The sequence below is a fragment of the Mitsuaria sp. PDC51 genome (assembly GCF_900113225.1).
Taxonomy (GTDB): domain Bacteria; phylum Pseudomonadota; class Gammaproteobacteria; order Burkholderiales; family Burkholderiaceae_C; genus Roseateles.
Genome location: NZ_FOZE01000001.1, coordinates 673,324 through 691,769, shown reverse-complemented (window position 1 = coordinate 691,769; position 18,446 = coordinate 673,324). Strand labels below are relative to the sequence as shown.

15 protein-coding genes are annotated in these 18,446 nt (G+C 71.7%); 5 read left to right on the top strand and 10 right to left on the bottom strand.

What is annotated here, in order from left to right:
* Nucleotides 1-25: 25 nt before the first annotated feature.
* The 7 genes from BM393_RS03075 to hutC form a co-directional block, all read right to left on the bottom strand.
* Nucleotides 26-1,582: a methyl-accepting chemotaxis protein gene (locus BM393_RS03075; RefSeq protein ID WP_091721698.1), complete on the bottom strand. Its 1,557-nt coding sequence runs from the start codon at nt 1,580-1,582 to the stop codon at nt 26-28.
* Between the two features lie 117 nt (nt 1,583-1,699).
* Nucleotides 1,700-3,256, bottom strand: a complete 1,557-nt coding sequence (locus BM393_RS26350; RefSeq protein WP_091721695.1) for a methyl-accepting chemotaxis protein — start codon at nt 3,254-3,256, stop codon at nt 1,700-1,702.
* A gap of 89 nt (nt 3,257-3,345) precedes the next feature.
* Nucleotides 3,346-4,716 carry a formimidoylglutamate deiminase gene (hutF, locus tag BM393_RS03065; protein ID WP_091721689.1) on the bottom strand — a complete coding sequence of 457 codons (1,371 nt, stop codon included), beginning with the start codon at nt 4,714-4,716 and terminating at the stop codon, nt 3,346-3,348.
* Entirely contained in the window at nt 4,713-5,573 is an 861-nt protein-coding gene (gene hutG / locus BM393_RS03060; RefSeq protein WP_091721680.1) for an N-formylglutamate deformylase, read from the bottom strand. Before hutG ends, hutF begins: the two co-directional genes overlap by 4 nt.
* A gap of 88 nt (nt 5,574-5,661) precedes the next feature.
* Complete coding sequence (gene hutI / locus BM393_RS03055) at nt 5,662-6,894, bottom strand: imidazolonepropionase (protein WP_217648377.1); 1,233 nt, start codon at nt 6,892-6,894, stop codon at nt 5,662-5,664.
* The gene (locus BM393_RS03050; RefSeq protein WP_175538170.1) at nt 6,891-7,445 is read right to left on the bottom strand and encodes a HutD family protein; all 555 of its coding nucleotides are present in this window, start codon (nt 7,443-7,445) and stop codon (nt 6,891-6,893) included. Before BM393_RS03050 ends, hutI begins: the two co-directional genes overlap by 4 nt.
* Nucleotides 7,446-7,533: 88 nt before the next feature.
* The gene (hutC, locus tag BM393_RS03045) at nt 7,534-8,289 is read right to left on the bottom strand and encodes a histidine utilization repressor (protein WP_091721674.1); all 756 of its coding nucleotides are present in this window, start codon (nt 8,287-8,289) and stop codon (nt 7,534-7,536) included.
* 98 nt (nt 8,290-8,387) lie between these two features.
* Here hutC and BM393_RS03040 point away from each other — a divergent pair, with 98 nt between their 5' ends.
* The 4 genes from BM393_RS03040 (at nt 8,388) to BM393_RS03025 (ending at nt 14,665) form a co-directional block, all read left to right on the top strand.
* Nucleotides 8,388-9,839 (top strand): cytosine permease, encoded by a 1,452-nt coding sequence (locus BM393_RS03040; RefSeq protein WP_091721668.1) that lies wholly within the window; start codon nt 8,388-8,390, stop codon nt 9,837-9,839.
* 52 nt (nt 9,840-9,891) lie between these two features.
* Nucleotides 9,892-11,586 carry a urocanate hydratase gene (hutU, locus tag BM393_RS03035; RefSeq protein WP_091721664.1) on the top strand — a complete coding sequence of 565 codons (1,695 nt, stop codon included), beginning with the start codon at nt 9,892-9,894 and terminating at the stop codon, nt 11,584-11,586.
* A 69-nt stretch (nt 11,587-11,655) separates the two neighbouring features.
* Nucleotides 11,656-13,215, top strand: a complete 1,560-nt coding sequence (gene hutH / locus BM393_RS03030; RefSeq protein ID WP_091721661.1) for a histidine ammonia-lyase — start codon at nt 11,656-11,658, stop codon at nt 13,213-13,215.
* 82 nt (nt 13,216-13,297) lie between these two features.
* Nucleotides 13,298-14,665 carry an alpha/beta hydrolase gene (locus tag BM393_RS03025; RefSeq protein ID WP_091721658.1) on the top strand — a complete coding sequence of 456 codons (1,368 nt, stop codon included), beginning with the start codon at nt 13,298-13,300 and terminating at the stop codon, nt 14,663-14,665.
* A 127-nt stretch (nt 14,666-14,792) separates the two neighbouring features.
* Here BM393_RS03025 and clsB read toward each other — a convergent pair whose 3' ends face one another.
* The 3 genes from clsB to nudB are packed head-to-tail and all read right to left on the bottom strand — an operon-like array spanning nt 14,793 to nt 17,418.
* Nucleotides 14,793-16,067 carry a cardiolipin synthase ClsB gene (gene clsB / locus BM393_RS03020; protein ID WP_221211207.1) on the bottom strand — a complete coding sequence of 425 codons (1,275 nt, stop codon included), beginning with the start codon at nt 16,065-16,067 and terminating at the stop codon, nt 14,793-14,795.
* The gene (locus BM393_RS03015; RefSeq protein WP_091721653.1) at nt 16,064-16,894 is read right to left on the bottom strand and encodes an endonuclease/exonuclease/phosphatase family protein; all 831 of its coding nucleotides are present in this window, start codon (nt 16,892-16,894) and stop codon (nt 16,064-16,066) included. The genes clsB and BM393_RS03015 overlap by 4 nt, the downstream gene beginning before the upstream one ends.
* On the bottom strand, nt 16,891-17,418 hold the full coding sequence (gene nudB, locus BM393_RS03010; protein WP_091721650.1) for a dihydroneopterin triphosphate diphosphatase: 528 nt from the start codon (nt 17,416-17,418) through the stop codon (nt 16,891-16,893). The genes BM393_RS03015 and nudB overlap by 4 nt, the downstream gene beginning before the upstream one ends.
* A 331-nt stretch (nt 17,419-17,749) precedes the next feature.
* Between nudB and BM393_RS03005 the strand changes: the two genes are divergently transcribed.
* Nucleotides 17,750-18,163, top strand: coding sequence for a hypothetical protein (locus tag BM393_RS03005; protein ID WP_091721646.1), 414 nt, complete (start codon nt 17,750-17,752; stop codon nt 18,161-18,163).
* Nucleotides 18,164-18,446 lie beyond the last annotated feature (283 nt).

Genomic DNA, 18,446 nt, shown 5'->3' with positions numbered 1-18,446 from the left:
GCCGGCGGGGCGCCGCCGGGCCCTGTCAGCCCAGCTTGAAGACGGCCACCGACTGCGACAGCGCATCCGCCTGATGCTGCAGGCTCTGCGCCGCGGCGGCGGATTCCTCGACCAGCGCGGCGTTCTGCTGCGTCATCTGGTCCAGCTGCGCGATGGCCGAGCCGATCTGGTTGATGCCGCCGCTCTGCTCGGCGGTCGCATGGCTGATCTCGGCCACGATGCGCGACACGCGGGTGATGGAGTCGGAGATCTCGTTGATCGTCTCGCCCGCGCGCTCCACCAGCGCCGCGCCGCTGGCGACGCTCTCGCCGCTGGCGGTGATCAGCTGCTTGATCTCCTTGGCGGCCTCGGCGCTGCGCTGCGCCAGCGAGCGCACCTCGCTCGCCACCACCGCGAAGCCGCGGCCCTGCTCGCCCGCGCGCGCGGCTTCCACCGCGGCGTTCAGCGCCAGGATGTTGGTCTGGAAGGCGATGCCGTCGATGGTGCCGATGATGTCGCCGATGCGCGCCGACGAGGCGCTGATGCGCCCCATCGTCTGCACCACCTCGCCGACCACGCTGACGCCGCGGCCGGCGACGTCGGCGGCCTGCTCGGCCAGCGCCTTGGCCTCGCCGGCCGAGGCCGCGTTGTGCTGCACGCTGGCGGTCAGCTGTCCCATCGCGGAGGCCGTCGCCTGCAGGTTGGAGGCCGCCTGCTCGGTGCGCTGGCTCAGGTCGTGCGCGCCGGCCGCGACCTCGCGCGACGCGGTGGCGATGCTGTCGGTGGCGCTGCGCACGCCGCCGACGACCTCCCGCAGCGCGTCCTGCATGCCCTGCACGCCGCGCGCCATCGCGGTCGTCTCGTCGGCGCCCTGCACGGTCACCGGCTCGCTCAGGTCCTTGCGGGCGATGCGTTCGGTGGTGTCCACCGCCTGCGCGAGCGGCGCCAGGATGGAACGGATGTTCAGCACGGTCAGCAGGCCGATCAGCACCACGCCGATCACCAGCACCACGCCGAGCGCGCCGCGCACCGCGCGTTCGCGCGTGCTCAGGCGCGCCACTTCGTCCTCGCCGTGCTGCAGGATGGCCCGGGTCATCTCGGCCACGCCGCTGTCCATCGCCTGCACCGGCGCCTTGATGATGTCGGTGGAGCGGTTGGCCTCGGCGGCATCGACGAAATCGGCGTTCAGGATGCGCTTGGCGATGTCGTCCACGCCGGCCTTGTAGGCCTGCAGCGCCTGCTTCAGCTTCGGCGGCATGGCGCCGGTCTCGGCGCCGGTCTCCATCGCGGCCAGCGCGTCCAGGCTGCGGATCACGCCGGCATAGGTCTTCTGCCAGTCGGCCTGGGCCTGCTTGACGGTGCCGTCGTCGCCGATGTTGATCAGCATGTCCTTCTCGAAGCGGCGCAGGTTGCCGATGCCGGCGCGCACCTCGGAGAGCTGGGTCAGCGAGCCCACGTCCTGGGCGACGTACTGCTGGAACTCGGACCGCGTGCTGCCCATGGCCCAGAGGCCGGCGCCCCCGATCAGCAGGAGCGCCAGGACCGACAGGAGGCCCAGTCCCAGCAGGCGGGTCCGGATCGTGTAATTGCGCAGAGACTGCATGTTTTCCCGACGATTGGATCGAAGCGAAAAGCCTAGCAGCCCGCATGCCGGCGCCGGGCGACGCGGCGCTCTAAACCGGGTGGAGCGTGCACTCCTCCCGGACGGAAGTCACGCTCCTCAGGAGAGCTTGAACACCGCCACCGACTGCGACAGCGCATCCGCCTGATGCTGCAGGCTCTGCGCCGCCGCGGCGGATTCCTCGACCAGCGCCGCGTTCTGCTGCGTCATCTGGTCCAGCTGCGAGATCGCGGTGCCGATCTGGTTGATCCCGCCGCTCTGCTCGACGGTCGCGTGGCTGATCTCGGCCACGATGCGCGACACCCGCGTGATCGACTCGGAGATCTCGTTCATCGTCTGCCCGGCGCGCTCCACCAGGGCCGAGCCGCTGGCGACGCTTTCGCCGCTGGCGGTGATCAGCTGCTTGATCTCCTTGGCCGCCTCGGCGCTGCGCTGGGCCAGCGTGCGGACCTCCCCGGCCACGACGGCGAAGCCGCGGCCCTGCTCGCCGGCGCGCGCGGCCTCCACCGCCGCGTTCAGCGCCAGGATGTTGGTCTGGAAGGCGATGCCGTCGATGGTGCCGATGATGTGGCCGATGCGCGCCGACGAGGCGCTGATCCGGCCCATCGTCGCCACCACCTCGCCCACCACGCTGACGCCGCGGTCGGCCGCGCCGGCGGCTTCCTCGGCCAGCTGGTTGGCCTGCCGGGCCGAGTCGGCGTTGTGCTGCACGCTGGCCGTCAGCTCCTCCATCGCCGACGCGGTCTCCTGCAGGTTGGAGGCCGCCTGCTCGGTGCGATGGCTGAGGTCGTGCGCGCCGGCCGCGACCTCGCGCGACGCCGTCGCGATGCTGTCCGTGGCGCTGCGCACCCCGCTCACCACGTGGCGGATCGAGTGCTGCATGCCCTGCACGCCGCGCATCATCGCGGCGGTCTCGTCGGTGCCGTGCACGTCCACGCGCTCGCTCAGGTCCTGGCGGGCGATGCGTTCGGTGGAGCTGACCGCCTGCGCCAGCGGCATCAGGATGGACGCGATGTTGAAGAAGGTGAAGGTGCCGATGACCACCACGCCCAGCAGCATCACGCCGCCCAGCGCCATACGCACGCGGGTCTCCTCGCCGTCGATGCGCTGCACCTCCTGGTTGCCGCGCGCCATGATGGCCTGCGTCATCTCGCCGAGCTGCTTGTCCATCTCCCGGACCGGCCCCTTGATCGGCTCCGTCTGCCGGTTGGCCTCGGCCGAGTCGACGAACTCCTGCTTCAGGATGCGGGCCACGATGCCGTCCAGGCCGTTCCGGTAGTTGCCCAGCGAGGCCCTCATCGCCGGCGGCATCGCCTTGATCTCGGGCAGGATCTCCAGCCCCGCGATCACGTCCAGGCTGCGCAGGACGCCCTCGAAGGTCTTGCGCCACTCCTCGTGATAACGCTTCACCGCGGCGTCGTCGCCGATGTTGATCAGCATGTCCTTCTCGTAGCGGCGCAGGTTGCCGACACCGGCACGCACTTCCGAGAGCTGCACCAGCGACTCGACGTCCTGCCGCACGTAATGCTGGAAGTCCTGCTTGGTGCGGGCCATCGCCCAGAGCCCGTCGCCGCCGATCAGCAGCATCGCGAGGACCGACAGGAGTCCCAGCGCCATGAGGCGCGTCCGGATGGTGAAGTTGCGCAGGGTCCGCATGGCTGCTCCCGACGAAGTTGCCGAACGGAAACAGCCTAGCAGCCGGCGTGCCGGCCCGGAACCCTGTGGAAACGGGGGGCCCGCCCGCGTCAGCGCCAGAGCGCGGCCATGGTCGCCTGGAAGCGCTCGCGGCGGCCGGCGTCGTCGATCGAGCGCGGCTGGCCGGCGACATAGACCTCGCGCCAGGCGGCGCCCTGGCTGGCGAAGATCAGGCCGTCCAGCAGCGCGGCGTCCGGCAGGCCCGCCAGCCCGCTGGCCGACGTGTCCAGCACCAGGAAGTCGGCCCGCGCGCCGGCCCGCAAGCCCCAGGACGGCAGCCCGGCCGCCCGCGCGCTGCCCGCGACGCAGGCATCGAACAGCCGCGCCGCCGTCGAGGGCTGGTGCCCCGGCCGCGCCGCCACGTTGCGCCGCTGCAGGCCCAGGCGCTGGCCGTACTCCAGCCAGCGCAGTTCCTCGACCCAGCCGCGCGTGACCTGGCTGTCCGAGCCCACCGTCAGCGGCACGCCGGCCGCCAGCCAACCCGGCAGGTCCGCCAGCCCGTCGCCGAGGTTGCCTTCGGTGCCCGGGCAGATCACCACGCCCGCGCCGCTGGCGGCAATGCGCGCGATCTCCTCGCGCGTGCTGTGGGTGGCATGCACCAGCTGCCAGCGCGGATCCAGGCCGTAGTCGGCCAGGAAATCGATCGGCCGCCGGCCGGTCGCCGCGAGGCAGTCATTGACCTCCTGCATCTGCTCGGCGACGTGCACGTGGATGGGAATGTCCGCGTCGCCGACCAGCGCCCGCAGCGCGCGCACGTCGGCCTCATGGGCCGCGCGCAGCGAGTGCACCGCCACGCCGGCACGCACCAGCGGCAGCCCGGCGGCGTTGATGCGGCGGCAGGCCTGCCAAACCCAGTCGGCATCGGTGCGGAAACGGCGCTGCGTCTCGCGCAGTCCCGGGTGCGCGAAGCCGGCGTGCGCGTACAACACCGGCAGCAGCGTCAGCCCGATGCCCACCTCCTGCGCGGCCTCGGCCAGCGCCAGCGCCATCGCGTGTTCGTCCTCGTAGGGCGTGCCGTCCTCGCGGTGATGCAGGTAGTGGAACTCGCAGACCTGCGTGTAGCCGCCAGCCAGCAGCTCGGTGTAGAGCTGCGCGGCGATGTCCTTCAGCTGCGCCGGCGTCACGCGCAACGCCACGCCGTACATGCGGTCGCGCCAGGACCAGAAATCGTCGCTGTCGCTGTCGCGCTGCTCGGCCAGGCCGGCGAAGGCGCGCTGGAACGCGTGGCTGTGGGCATCGACCAGCGTCGGCAGCACCGGCCCGCCCAGGCGCAGCGCATCGGCCGGCGCCGGCACGCCGGCGTTCAGCGCGGTCCAGTGCCCGTCGGCGCCCACGCGCATCAGCACGTCAGCCTGCCAGCGCCCGTCCAGCCAGGCCAGCGGCGCGTGGAAGGCCGTCGGCGTCACGGCGGCGGCGCTCATGCGGCGCTCCGCGGCGGGTGGGTCGGTGGGTTGGCGGACGGGTTGGCCGACGGGTTGGCCATCAGGTAGGCCTGCAGCAGCATCGTCAGCACCGGCCGCACCCGCTCGACACAGCCCGCGTCGAGCTCGTAGCCGGTGAAGCCCATGTCGTTCTCGACCATGTAGCAGCGATAGCACATCTCCAGCTGCACCGCCTGCTGGCCCAGCTCGGGCCGGCCGTACTGGCGCGTGATGTAGCCGCCCTTGAAGCGGCCGTCGACGACCCAGCTGAAGTCGTCCTGCGCCTGCAGCACGATCTCGATCGCCTGGCGCGTGATCTGCTTGCAGGACTTGCCCTCGACGGTGCCGATGTTGAGGTCGGGCAGGCGGCCCTCGAAGAGCCAGGGCAGTTCCGAGCGGATGCTGTGGGCCTCGAACAGCAGCGCGAAGCCGTGTTCCTGCCGCAGCCGCTGCAGCTCGCCCTGCAGCGCCTGGTGGTACGGCGCCCAGTACTGCTCGATGCGGCGCTGCTTCTCGGCCGCGTCCGGCGCCAGGCCGTCCTGGTAGAGCGGCTCGCCGGTGAAGAAGCGCGTCGGGCAGAGCTCGGTGTTGGAGGCGCCGGGATACATCGGCGTGTCCTCGGGCGGGCGGTTCAGGTCGATCAGGTAGCGCGAGAAACGCGGCACCAGCATCCCGGCGCCGAGCTGCTCCGCGATCGGCGCGTACAGCGGCTCCAGGTGCCAGTCGGTGTCCTCGCTGCCCAGCGCGCGCGGGACATAACGGTGATGCTGGTCGGCCGGGATCTCGCGGCCCACGTGCGGCATGCTGATCAGCAGCGGGGTGCGGCCGCGCCGCAGTTCAAAGACGTCGTGCTTCATCGCTCGTTCCTCTTGTCTCCGCGCGACGGCAACAGGCCGCCGCGCCGCGGCCGCGATCACGTCGTCGCGCGATCGTCCGCCGCTTGTCTCACGCTCGCGCCTGGCCGCCGACCACCACCTGGCGCAGCGGGTTGCGTCCGAACCAGTAGGCCAGCTCGCGCGGATGCGTGGCCTCCCAGACGCAGAAATCGGCGCGCAGGCCGGCGACCAGCCGCCCGCGGTCGGGCAAGCCGAGCGCCCGCGCCGCGTTCACCGTCAGGCCGCGCAGCGCCTCCTCCGGCGTCATGCGGAAGAAGGTGCAGGCCATGTTCAGCATCAGCAGCAGCGACAGGCCCGGCGAGCTGCCCGGGTTGTGGTCGGTCGCCAGCGCGATCGGCACGCCGGCGTCGCGCAGCGCCTGGACCGGCGGCAGCTTGGTCTCGCGCAGGAAGTAGAACGCGCCGGGCAGCAGCACCGCGACGGTGCCGGCCCGCGCCATCGCGGCGATGCCGTCCTCGCTCAGCCATTCGAGGTGGTCGCAGGACAGCGCGCCGAACTCGGCCGCCAGCGCGGCGCCGCCCTGGTCGCTGAGCTGTTCCGCATGCAGCTTGACCGGCAGCCCGAGCGCGCGCGCGGCCTCGAAGACGCGGCGGGTCTGCGCCGGCGTGAAGGCGATGCGCTCGCAGAACACGTCGACCGCGTCGACCAGGCCCTCGCGCTGGAGTTGCGGCAGCCAGGCGCAGACGGCGTCGACGTACTCGTCCTGGCGGCCTTCGAATTCCGGCGGCAGCGCATGCGCGCCCAGGCAGGTGGTGCGCACCGTCAGGCCCAGCCCGGCCAGCTGGCGCGCCACCCGCAGGCACTTCGCCTCGTCCGCCAGCGACAGGCCGTAGCCGGACTTCACCTCCAGCGTGGTCAGCCCCTCGGCCATCAGCGCGCGGGCGCGCGCCGCCGCCAGCGTCCACAGCGCCTGCTCGTCGGCGGCGCGCGTCGCGGCGACAGTGGAGCGGATGCCGCCGCCGGCGCGGGCGATCTCCTCATAGGTCGCGCCCTGCAGGCGCAACTCGAATTCCGCCGATCGCTCGCCGCCGTAGACCAAGTGCGTGTGGCAGTCGATCAGCCCGGGCGTCACCAGCGCACCGCCCAGGTCGTGCGTGTCGGCGACGCCGTCGCGCAGGTCGGCCGGCAGCTCGGCCGCGGGGCCGGCCCAGCGCAGTTGTTCGTCCTCGACCAGCAGCGCGCCGTCGTGCACCAGTCCCCAGTCGCGCTCGCCGGCGAAGGTCGCCAGTGTCGCGTGGGTCCACAGGGCGCGGCGTGGCGCGGCGGTCGAGGTCATCGTCATGTGTCGCTCCAGACCAGCCACCAGGCCGGCCCATGTTGATCGCCGTCGTCGAAGACGCAGCTGTGCGCGGCCGGCGATTCACACCAGGCCAGCGTGTGGGGCGCCAGCGGCACCGAGCGGTGACCGTGGATCAGCAAGCCGCCTTCCTGCGTGAACAGGCCCAGCCAGCGCGCGCCGTGCGGGATCAGCGGCCGGTCGGCCGGCTGAAGCCGGAACACGCCGGCATCGCGCCGGTGCATCACGTTGAAGTCCTGCGTCGGGCCGTCGATCAGCGTGCAGTCGGGCGCGTCCTCGCCGGGAAACCGGACCATGCCCTCGTTGGGCTTGAGCGCGCGGCCACGCATGATCACGCCTTCCCCCGACAGCACGCCGAACCAGCGGTCCACGCCGGGGTAGGCCGAGAACGGACCGTCGCGGTCGATGTCCGCGACGCTGATGCGCACCTTCCAGTCCGCGACGTGCGGCCACGCGAGCAGCTCGCGGGTCCGGCCTCCCCCATTGCGCCACGGGGTCGGGGCAACCTCGTCGGCGGTGATCCTCATCCAGCTCATGTCATCCAACTGCGCAGGGCTATTGCTGAAGGGCGGGATTCTCGAAGACTCGCTCATGAGGACACGTCACCAAACGTCAACCCGGGGGTCACGCCTGGAAGCTCCCCTCTAGCAGGTAGCGGCTGGCCGGATGCACCAATCGCACCGCCGTCACCGCGCGGCCCTGGCTGGACGTGACACGTTTCACGACCAGGCAGGGTTCGCCGCGCGGCATGCCCAGCAGCCGGGCCTCGAGCGCCACCGGCATGGCGGCCTCGATGGTGTAGCGCGCTTCCGACAGCGGCGCGACTTCCAGCAGGTAGTGGGTGGGCGTGACGCGCGTGAAGTCCTGGTCCATGTAGGCCGGCGCGCAAGCCGGGTTGACGAGCCGGTCCTCGCACTGGATCGCCACGCCGTTCTCGCGGTGGACGATGACGCTGTGGAACAGCGTCGCGCCGGTACGCACGCCCAGCAGGCCGGCCTGTTCGGCATTGGCCTTGATCGTCTCCAGGACATGGACGCTGGCCTCGTGCCGGTGATTGCGCGCGGCGATCTCCTCATGCACGTCGCGCACCGTCAGCGTCGAGGCGATGCGGTGCAGCTGCGCCACGAAGCTGCCCACGCCCTGCACCCGCTCGACCAGGCCTTCCTGGTGCAGCTCGCGCAGCGCGCGATTGACCGTCATGCGGCTGACGCCGAAGGTCTCGGTCAGGTCCGCCTCCGACGGCAGGCGCTCGCCCGGCCGCCAGCGCCCGCCCGCGATGCCTTCGCGCAGGTGCGTCTTGACCTTCAGGTACTGCGGCGCGGGGCCGCCCGCTCCGCTCAACGCGGAGGCCGGAAGGGAGCTCGAGGACTTCGTCGCCATGGGGTCGCATCCTACTTGACTGTACTTGTATAGACAACTAGAGTTCGCCGCATCCCGCCAGCAGATGCGACACGCACGACGGCGCCCAGGAGACATCCATGACCGTATCGACTTCCGCCGCGTCGCGTGCCGGCGCGTCCGCCCCGCCGGACCGGCTGCTGGAGACGCGCACCATCGACCGCGTGCCCGAACGCGAGCGCCACGGCAGCCCGGGCAGCCAGTTCAGCCTCTGGATGGCGGCCAACCTGCAGATCACCGCGGTGGTGGACGGCGCCCTGGCCATCGTCTTCGGCGCGGAGGCGCTGACGGCGATCGTCGGCCTGCTGCTGGGCAACCTGCTGGGCGGCGCGGTGATGGCGCTGCATTCGGCGCAGGGACCGCGGCTGGGCCTGCCGCAGATGATCTCCAGCCGGGTGCAGTTCGGCGTCAAGGGCGCGGCCCTGCCGCTGCTGCTGACGCTGGTGATGTACCTGGGCTTCGCCGCGACCGGCACGGTGCTGTCGGGCCAGGCGATCAACCTGCTGCTGGGCGCGGAGTCGCCGCTGGTGGGCATCGCGATCTTCGGCGGGCTGACCGCGCTGATCGCCACCGTGGGCTACCGGCTGATCCACATCGTCGGCCGCATCGCCACGGTGCTGGGGATCCTGGGCTTCGGCTACCTGGCGCTGCGGCTGTTCCAGCAGCAGGACGTGGCCGCCGTCTTCGGCCAGAAGCCTTTCACCATGGCCTCGCTGCTGCTGACGATGGCGCTGTCGGCCGGCTGGCAGCTGACCTTCGCGCCCTACGTGGCCGACTACTCGCGCTACCTGCCGTCCGGCACCTCGACCGCGCGCACCTTCTGGACCACCTTCGCCGGCACCGTGCTGGGCGCGCAGCTGGCGATGACCTTCGGCGTGCTGGTGGCGGCCGCGGGCGGCGGATTCCTGAAGAACCAGGTCGGCTTCATGGGCGAGCTCGCCGGGCCGGCCGTGGCCGCGGCGATCTACGCGGTGATCGTCGCCGGCAAGCTGACCGTCAACTGCCTGAACGCCTACGGCGGCTGCATGACGCTGCTGACCACGCTGGGCGCCTTCCGGCCGTCGCTGCGCATCGGCGCGGCGGCCCGCGCGGCGACCATCCTGGGCTTCGTGCTGGCCTCGATGGCGATCGCGGTGCTGGCCAGCGCCGACTTCCTGAACCACTTCAAGAACTTCGTGCTGCTGCTGCTCGCGGTCTTCGTGCCCTGGAGCGCGATCAACCTGGTGGACTACTACCTGGTCTCGCGCGAGAAGGTCGACATTCCCGCGCTCTACGACCCGCAGGGCCGCTACGGCGCCTGGAACGCGATGGCGCTGGGCTGCTACCTGCTGGGCGTGATCGTGCAGATCCCCTTCCTCAACCAGAAGCTGTACCGCGGCCCGATCGCCGACTGGCTGGGCGGCGCCGACATCTCCTGGATCGTCAGCCTGGTGCTGACCTCGCTGGTCTATTACCCGCTGGCGCGCCGCACGATGCGCGTGCCCGCCACCATGATCTATCCCGACGGCGAGACGGCCCCCGGCCGCCGCTGACCCCACGCCCCCTCACGCCACACGATCCCGAGCCTCCCGAGAAGGAACCGCCATGAGCCACGCGCACCACGCCCAACCCCGTCCCGTCCGTGCCCCGATCGGCACGCAGCTCACCTGCAAGAACTGGCTGATCGAGGCCGCCTACCGGATGATCCAGAACAACCTGGATCCGGTCGTGGCCGAGAACCCCGATGCGCTGGTGGTCTACGGCGGCATCGGCAAGGCGGCGCGCAACTGGGACTGCTTCGAGCAGATCCTGACCTCGCTCAAGAACCTCAACGAGGACGAGACCCTGCTGATCCAGTCCGGCAAGCCGGTGGGCGTCTTTCCCTCGCACGTGGACGCGCCGCGCGTGCTGCTGGCCAACTCCAACCTGGTGCCGGCCTGGGCCAACTGGGAGCACTTCAACGAGCTGGACCGCAAGGGCCTGATGATGTACGGCCAGATGACGGCCGGCTCGTGGATCTACATCGGCTCGCAGGGCATCGTGCAGGGCACGTATGAAACCTTCGCCGAGGCCGGCCGCCAGCACTTCGGCGGCGACATGGTCGGCCGCTGGGTGCTGACCGCCGGCCTGGGCGGCATGGGCGGCGCGCAGCCGCTGGCGGCGACCTTCGCCGGCGCCTGCTCGCTGACCATCGAGTGCCAGCAGTCGCGCATCGACTTCCGCCTCAAGACCCGCTACGTCGACGAGCAGGCCGCCGACCTGGACGACGCGCTGGCCCGCATCGCCAAGTACACGGCCGAGAAGAAGGCCGTCTCCATCGCGCTGCTGGGCAACGCGGCGGAAGTGCTGCCGGCGTTGGCGGCCCGCGTGAAGGCCGGCAGCGCGATCAAGCCGGACCTGGTCACCGACCAGACCTCCGCGCACGACCTGATCAACGGCTACCTGCCGGTGGGCTGGACCGTCGAGCAGTGGAAGGCCGCCGCCGCCGATCCCGCCAAGCACGCCGACCTGAAGGCCGCCGCCGCGCGCGGCTGCGCGGTGCATGTGCAGGCGATGCTGGACTTCCAGGCGATGGGCATTCCCACCGTCGACTACGGCAACAACATCCGTCAGGTCGCCTTCGACCAGGGCGTGAAGAACGCCTTCGACTTCCCCGGCTTCGTGCCCGCCTACGTGCGCCCGCAGTTCTGCGAGGGCCGCGGCCCGTTCCGCTGGGTCGCGCTGTCCGGCGATCCGGAGGACATCTACAAGACCGACGCCAAGATCAAGGAGCTGTTCCCCCACCACGCCGGCGTGCATCGCTGGCTGGACATGGCGCGCGAGCGCATCGCCTTCCAGGGCCTGCCGGCGCGCATCTGCTGGCTGGGCCTGGGCGAGCGCCACAAGGCGGGCCTGGCCTTCAACGAGATGGTCCGCACCGGCGAGTTGAAGGCGCCCATCGTCATCGGCCGCGACCACCTGGATTCCGGCTCGGTGTCCAGCCCCAACCGCGAGACCGAGTCGATGAAGGACGGCTCCGACGCCGTCTCCGACTGGCCGCTGCTCAACGCGATGCTCAACACCGCCGGCGGCGCGACCTGGGTGTCGCTGCACCACGGCGGCGGTGTGGGCATGGGCTACTCGCAGCACAGCGGCGTGGTGATCGTCTGCGACGGCACCGAAGCCGCCGACAAGCGCCTGGCCCGCGTGCTGTGGAACGACCCCGGCACCGGCGTCATGCGCCATGCCGATGCGGGCTACGAGATCGCGCAGCAGACTGCGCAGGAGCGCGGCCTGAAGCTGCCGATGCTCGGCCGCTGAGCCGTCGCCCTTTTCGATCTCGCGATCCCCGATCCCCGATCCACGAATCCGTTCTCGAACCGAGTTCCCATGACGACTTCCCTTGAACTCATCCCCGGCCGGCTGACGCTGGACCAGCTGCGCCGCATCCGCGCCGGCGGCGTGACGCTGACGCTGCACGCCGACGCCTGGCCGACGATCCGCCGCGGCGCCGCCGTCGTGCAGGCCGCCGCGGCCGGCGACGATCCGGTCTACGGCGTCAACACCGGCTTCGGCAAGCTGGCCTCCAAGCGCATCGGCAAGGACGAGCTGGCGGCGCTGCAGCGCAACCTGATCCGCTCGCACTGCGTCGGCGTCGGCGCGCCGCTGGCGCCCCAGGTCGTGCGGCTGATGCTGGCGACCAAGGCGGCCTCGCTGGCGCGCGGCTTCTCCGGCGTGCGCGAGTCCGTCGTGCAGAGCATCCTGGACGCCTTCAACGCGGGCCTGGTGCCCTACGTGCCGGCGCAGGGATCGGTGGGCGCCTCCGGCGACCTCGCCCCGCTGTCGCACATGACGCTGGCGCTGATGGGCGAAGGCGAGATGCTGGTCGACGGCCAGCGCCAGCCCGCGCTCGCGGTGCTGGAGCGCGCCGGCCTGAAGCCGCTGGTGCTGGAGGCCAAGGAGGGCCTGGCGCTGATCAACGGCACGCAGACCTCGACCGCGCTGGCGCTGGAGGGCCTGCTGCGTTTCGAGACCGTCTATGCCGCCGCCGTCGTCAGCGGCGCGCTGAGCCTGGACGCCGCGCGCGGCAGCGACGGCCCCTTCGATCCCCGCATCCATGAGGTGCGCGGCCAGCCCGGCCAGATCGAGACGGCCGCGGCCTACCGCGCGCTGCTCGCCGGCAGCCCGATCCGTCAATCGCATCGCGATGGCGACGACCGGGTGCAGGACCCCTACTGCCTGCGCTGCCAGCCGCAGGTCATGGGCGCCTGCCTGGACCAGTCGCGCTACGTCCGCGACGTGCTGCTGCGCGAGGCCAACGCGGTCACCGACAACCCGCTGGTGTTCGCGCCGGCCGACGGCCCGGCCGCGATGATCTCGGGCGGCAACTTCCACGCGGAGCCGGTCGCGCTGGCGGCGGACGCGCTGGCCTGCGCGATCGCGGAGGTCGGCGCCATCGCCGAGCGCCGCATCGCGATGCTCATCGACACCGGCGTCTCGCGCCTGCCGCCCTTCCTGACAGAGAACGCGGGCCTCAACTCCGGCTTCATGATCGCCCACGTCACCGCCGCGGCGCTGGCCAGCGAGAACAAGTCGCTCGCCCATCCGGCCAGCGTCGACAGCCTGCCGACCTCGGCCAACCAGGAGGACCACGTCTCGATGGCGACCTTCGGCGCGCGCCGCCTGGGCCCGATGCTCGACAACACGGCGCACATCGTCGCGATCGAGCTGCTGGCCGCGGCCCAGGGCATCGAGTTCCTGCGCCCGCTGCGCAGCTCGGCGCCGCTGGAGGACATGCACGCCCTGCTGCGCGAGCGCTGCCCCGCCATGCCCACCGACCACTACCTGGCGCCGGACATCGAGCGCGCCTTCGCGCTGGTCAACGACGATGGTCCGCGCGGTCCCGCGGCGCTGCTGCGCGCGCGCACCGAGCTGGTCGTGCTGGACTAACATCCGAGGCCTCGGCGGGCCCGGCCCGCCGCCGACCCGCCGGACGGCGGCCTGACCGTCCGGCTCACCTGGTGGGTTCCACATGCCTCACACCGCCTCCACGGCGCGCCTCCCGCGCGCCGTTGTCGTTTCCGCCGGCCGCGCGCCGGCTCGCCCCTCGCCCGCGCTTGTCCGCTTCGTTGCCGCGCTGTTGCTGCTGATGGCGGCGATGCTGGTCGCACCGCGCGCCTTCGCTGCGACCCGGGTCGTCTTCGACATCGACCTGCGCGAGGAGATCGCCGCCGGCCGCTTCGATCCGGCCCGCGACATGGTGGGCGTGCGTGGCGGCGCCGCGCCGCTGAGCTGGACGCGCTCGCTGATCGCGCCGGCCGCCGGGCTGGGGCGCGACGGCTGGTACAGCGTCACCACGAGCTTCGAGCGCGTGCCGCCGGGCGGCACCGTGCCCTACAAGTTCCGCATCGAGCGCCCCGGCCAGGGCGAAGGCGACGCGGGCTGGGAGACCGGCGGCAACCGCGCGATCGAGCTGGTGTCGGACGAGGTGCGCGTCACGCGTGCGTTCAACGCGCCGGGCGCGCCGATCTCGCTGAGCCGCGCCGGCACCATCGAACGCCTGGAGCCGCTGCCGGAGCGCTTCGTCGGCGCGCGCGGCGTGCAGGTCTGGCTGCCGCCGAACTACGAGCGCGACACGCAGCGCCGTTATCCGGTGCTCTACCTGCACGACGGGCAGAACGTCTTCGACGCGGCGGCAGCCGGCGCCGAATGGCAGGTCGACGAGACGGCGCAGCGGCTGACGGTGGACGGGCAGGTCCAGCCGATGATCATCGTGGCGGTCAACAACACCGCGCGCCGCATCGACGAGTACACCGCCACCGCGATGAGCCGCGACGGCCACACGCAGGGCGGCCAGGCGGCGGCCTACGCGCGCTACCTGATCGAGCAGCTCAAGCCCGCGATCGACGCGCGCTACCGCACGCTGCCGGACGCGGCGCACACGGCGGTGGGCGGATCGTCGCTGGGCGGGATCATGAGCCTGTGGCTGGCGGTGCATCACGGCGACGTGTTCGGCACGGCGCTGGTGGTGTCGCCCTCGCTGTGGTGGGACAACGAATTCCCGATTCGGGATGCGCAGAAGACACCGCTGCCGATGTCGGTGCCGCGTCCGAAGCTGTGGCTGGACATGGGGACTGGCGAAGGGGCCGAGGCGATCCGGCAATTGCGCAAGCTGCGTGGCGTGCTGTACGCGCGCGGCTGGGCCAGCGGAGACATCGCCTACCTCGAGGCGGAGGGCGCAACGCATGATGAAGCGAGCTGGGCGGCGCGTGTGGAGCCGATGCTGCGCTTCGTCGACCGGCAGTTCAACGCCAAGCCGCGCGACGGCAATCGTCAGCAGCGGGATCCGTTCCCTGTCGAGGTCCGTCCTCCGATGCCCAAGGGCCAAGGCACCTATTGACTCAGTCCTCGGTTCGAGGATCGTCGTGTCCCACGACTGCGAGTGGGGCCGGAATGATGCTGGGGGTTCGCGGACGCGATGCCCCCTGCATCGTGGAGAGCCCGCGCTTGGCCTCCCGCACGAACGCTCAATACCGCCCGGTCAGCCCCGCCACGCGCAGGTAGACATAGGCCACCCACGCCACCAGCGCGCGCCCGAGCACGCCGCGCAGGCCGCGGCCTTCGGGATGTTCGACGCGCCGCGAGCGGGCGACCGCCGCGTCGAACTCGCGGGCCACGTCCCCGGCGAACGGCGCGTCGCGCACCACGATGTTCGCCTCCAGGTTGAGCAGCAGCGACAGCGGATCGATGTTGGAGCTGCCCACCGTCGCCCAGTCGTTGTCGACGACGCAGACCTTGGCATGCAGGAAGGCCGGCGTGTACTCGTAGATCTGCACGCCGTGGCCGAGCAGCTCGTCGTAGAGCGCATGCGCCGCCATCGCCGCGATCTTGTAATCGACCTTGCCCTGCAGCAGCAGCCTGACCTGGACGCCGCGCCGGGCCGCGTCCTTCAGCGCGCGCCGGAAGCGCTGCCCCGGATAGAAGTAGGGCGTGATCAGGTCCACCCGCGCGGTCGCGCCGCGGATCGCCTCGACATAGGCGCGCTCGATCGTGCGGCGCTGGCGCAGGTTGTCGCGCAGCACGAAGGCCACGCGCACCGGCGCCAGGCGCTCGGGGTCCCGCCGGCGGTGCTCGCCGCGCGGCATCCGGATGCGGCGCATCAGGCGCTTGGCGCGCCGCGCCGGCGAGGCGCTGCGGATCATCGCGCGCATCTCGTCGCCGAAGTCGTGCCCCAGCCAGGCCCGCGTCCAGACGGCGCGCGCGGCCTGCTCGATCGCCCGCACCGCCGGGCCGCTGACGCTCACCGCGAAGTCCAGCCGCGGCGCCTCGGTGCGGCCGTGATGCAGGTCGATGCGGTCGTCGATCACGTTGATGCCGCCGACGAAACCGACCTGCCCGTCCACCACGCACAGCTTCTGGTGCAGCCGCCGCAGCTGACCGGGATGCAGCCAGTTCCACCAGCGGTCGATCGGCCGGAACACCGCCAGCGCCACCGGCGCGCCGTCCAGCTGCTCGCGCAGCCAGCCCAGGCTGGCCTTGGAGCCGAAGCCGTCCACGACCACCCGCACCCGCACGCCGCGCAGCGCCGCGCGCCGCAAGGCGCCCAGCGTCGCGGCGCCGGCCTCGTCGTCATGAAAGATGTAGGTGGCGAGCCAGACCTCGTGCTCGGCCCGGTCGATCGCCGCGATCTGCGCCGGGAACAGCGCATCGCCCCCGCACAGCAGCCCCACCGCGTTGCCGCCCGAGAAGCTGGGCTGCGACCCGAGGGTCCAGGGGAAGAGGGGTTCCTGCGGCCGCTTCAAGATTCCAGGACGAGTTCAGCCAGCAGCGGCAGGTGGTCGGACATGCGCGCCCAGGCCGGACCGCGCGGCACCTTCATGTCGACGCAGCGCAGCCCGCGCGTGTAGATGCGGTCCAGCGAGAACACCGGCACCCGCGACGGGAAGGTCGGCAGCGAGCGCCGCGCGCCCGGCAGCGCCGCGCGGCTCAGCCCGCCGGCGCGCATCGGCTCGTCCAGCCGCTCGCCCCAGTCGTTGAAGTCGCCGGCCACCACCAGCGGCGCGCCCTTGGGCACATGGTCCTCGATGAACGCGCCCAGCCGCTGCACCTGCCGCACCCGGCTGCCGTGGATCAGCCCCAGGTGCGCCACCACCGCGTGCACCTCCGTGCCCTGCCACTGCACCGGCACATGCAGCAGGCCGCGCTGCTCGAAGCGGTGGTCCGACACGTCATGGTGGCCGACGTCCCCGATCGGGTAGCGCGACAGCAGCGCGTTGCCATGCTCGCCATGGCGCGTCACCGCGTTGGTGCGGTAGGCCACCTCGTAGCCCTCGGGCGCGAGGAACTCCGCCTGGCCCTGCTCCGGCCAGCCGAACCAGGTGCGCTCGAACTGGCGCGCCTCGCGGTGGTGGAAGAGCCGCACCTCCTGCAGGAACACCAGGTCCGCGTCCAGCGCCTGCACGCCCATGCCCAGGTTGTGGATCTCCAGCCGCTTGCCCGGCCCCATGCCCCGCACGCCCTTGTGGATGTTGTAGGTCGCCACCCGCAGCCGGCCGACGCTGTCCGCGGGCGAGGTGTCGGTGGTCGCGGAATTGGCCACGGCCGCGTGGCGCGGGGTGCGGCGGATCATGCGGCGCTCCCGGCCCGGCGGGCGCGCTGCGCGGGCAGCTGCAGCACGGCCTCGGCGTTGGAGGGCGAGAAGCACAGGTCGGCGGCCTCGCGCCAGGGCAGCCAGCGGTAGCGCAGGTGCTCGCGCGGCGCCAGCGTCACCGCGGTGCCGGCCGGCACCGTCAGGCCGAAGACATGTTCGGTGTTGCGGCTCACGCCCGGGGCGTAGCGGTGGCGCCAGACCGGATAGATCTCGTAGACATTGACCAGGCCCCAGTCGTCGAGCGCGCCGGGGGCCAGGTCTTGCACGCGGATGCCGGTTTCCTCGAGCACCTCGCGGCTCGCGGTCTCGACCAGCGGCTCGTCGAGGCGGTCCTTGGAGCCGGTCACGCACTGCCAGAAACCGGGCCGGTCGGCGCGTTCCAGCATCAGCACGTCCAGCGCCGGCGTGTGGATCACGACCAGCACCGACTCAGGAATCTTGTAGGGGCGCGCGGACGCATCGGCGTCGGTATCGGTGTCCGCGGCGGCGGCCGCCGACGGCATCGCGGCAGGGGCGAGAGGCACTTCGCTCATAGCGGGCAAGCATATCCCAGCGTCATGGCGCGACCGGCGCGTGCCAAGCCTGGCACGCGGCCGACATGGACGCCGACGAGCGGGACAAACAGTCGACAACAACGGGCGCATCGCGGTTTCCGACATGAGCGGCGCCGAGTCCCGAAACGCTTGTTCACAAGCGCGGCACAAGGGCGTCGGCAGATGTGCAGCAGGAAATATAGAAAGTTTGTAGAGCCGTCGGCCCTGGTCGCTCATGTGGGCATCCGCCGTGCCGGCCGCCGGAAGAATGGGCTCACCAAGCACACACCCTGGAGGGGTCATGACCACGGTTTCCCAGATCAACGGCACCGGCGCCGCGCCGGTCGCGTCGCGCCAACTCGTCAACCGGCCGAGCGGCAGCTTCGAGATCAACGCCCGCGAGTACGGCAGCGTCGCCGCCGGCGCGATCGGCCTGGCGCAGGCCGCCTGGCAAGGCGGCGAGAACGCGGTGAGCAGCGTCGTCCATTGGAGCGAGGAAGGCCTGCAGGCGCTGGAGGACGGCGCCAAGGCGGTGGGCCACGCGGTCTCGAGCGGCGTGTCCGAGGTGGCGGAACTGGCGGGCGAGGTCAAGGACGCGGTGGCCAGCGGCGCGAGCACCGTGATGAAGGAGGCCGGCGAGCTCGGCAGCAGCGTCGGCGCCTACCTCGCGGCGGGCGCCGTCGCGGGCAAGGCGTTGGTCGACGAGATCCTCTGACCCTGCGCGCCGACGCCCTCGTCCGGTGCGCCCGGGTGAGGCGCTCGCGCGCGCCGGTTCACCGCCTCGCCCTTCCGGAGCAGTGTTTCTGCGGGCCTCGACCGACTCGGTTTTGCTAAGGACCGCCAATCTCACGTCGTTTCCGGTCATCGATCGGGCGGTTTCAGCCCGGAACACTGCGGGCTTCCTTGGTGAACCCCCTTTGCCCATGTCCGATCCCCGCTCTCTGCCGGCCGCTTCGGCCGCGATGACCGCCTCGCCCCTCCCCCCGTCGCCGTCGCCG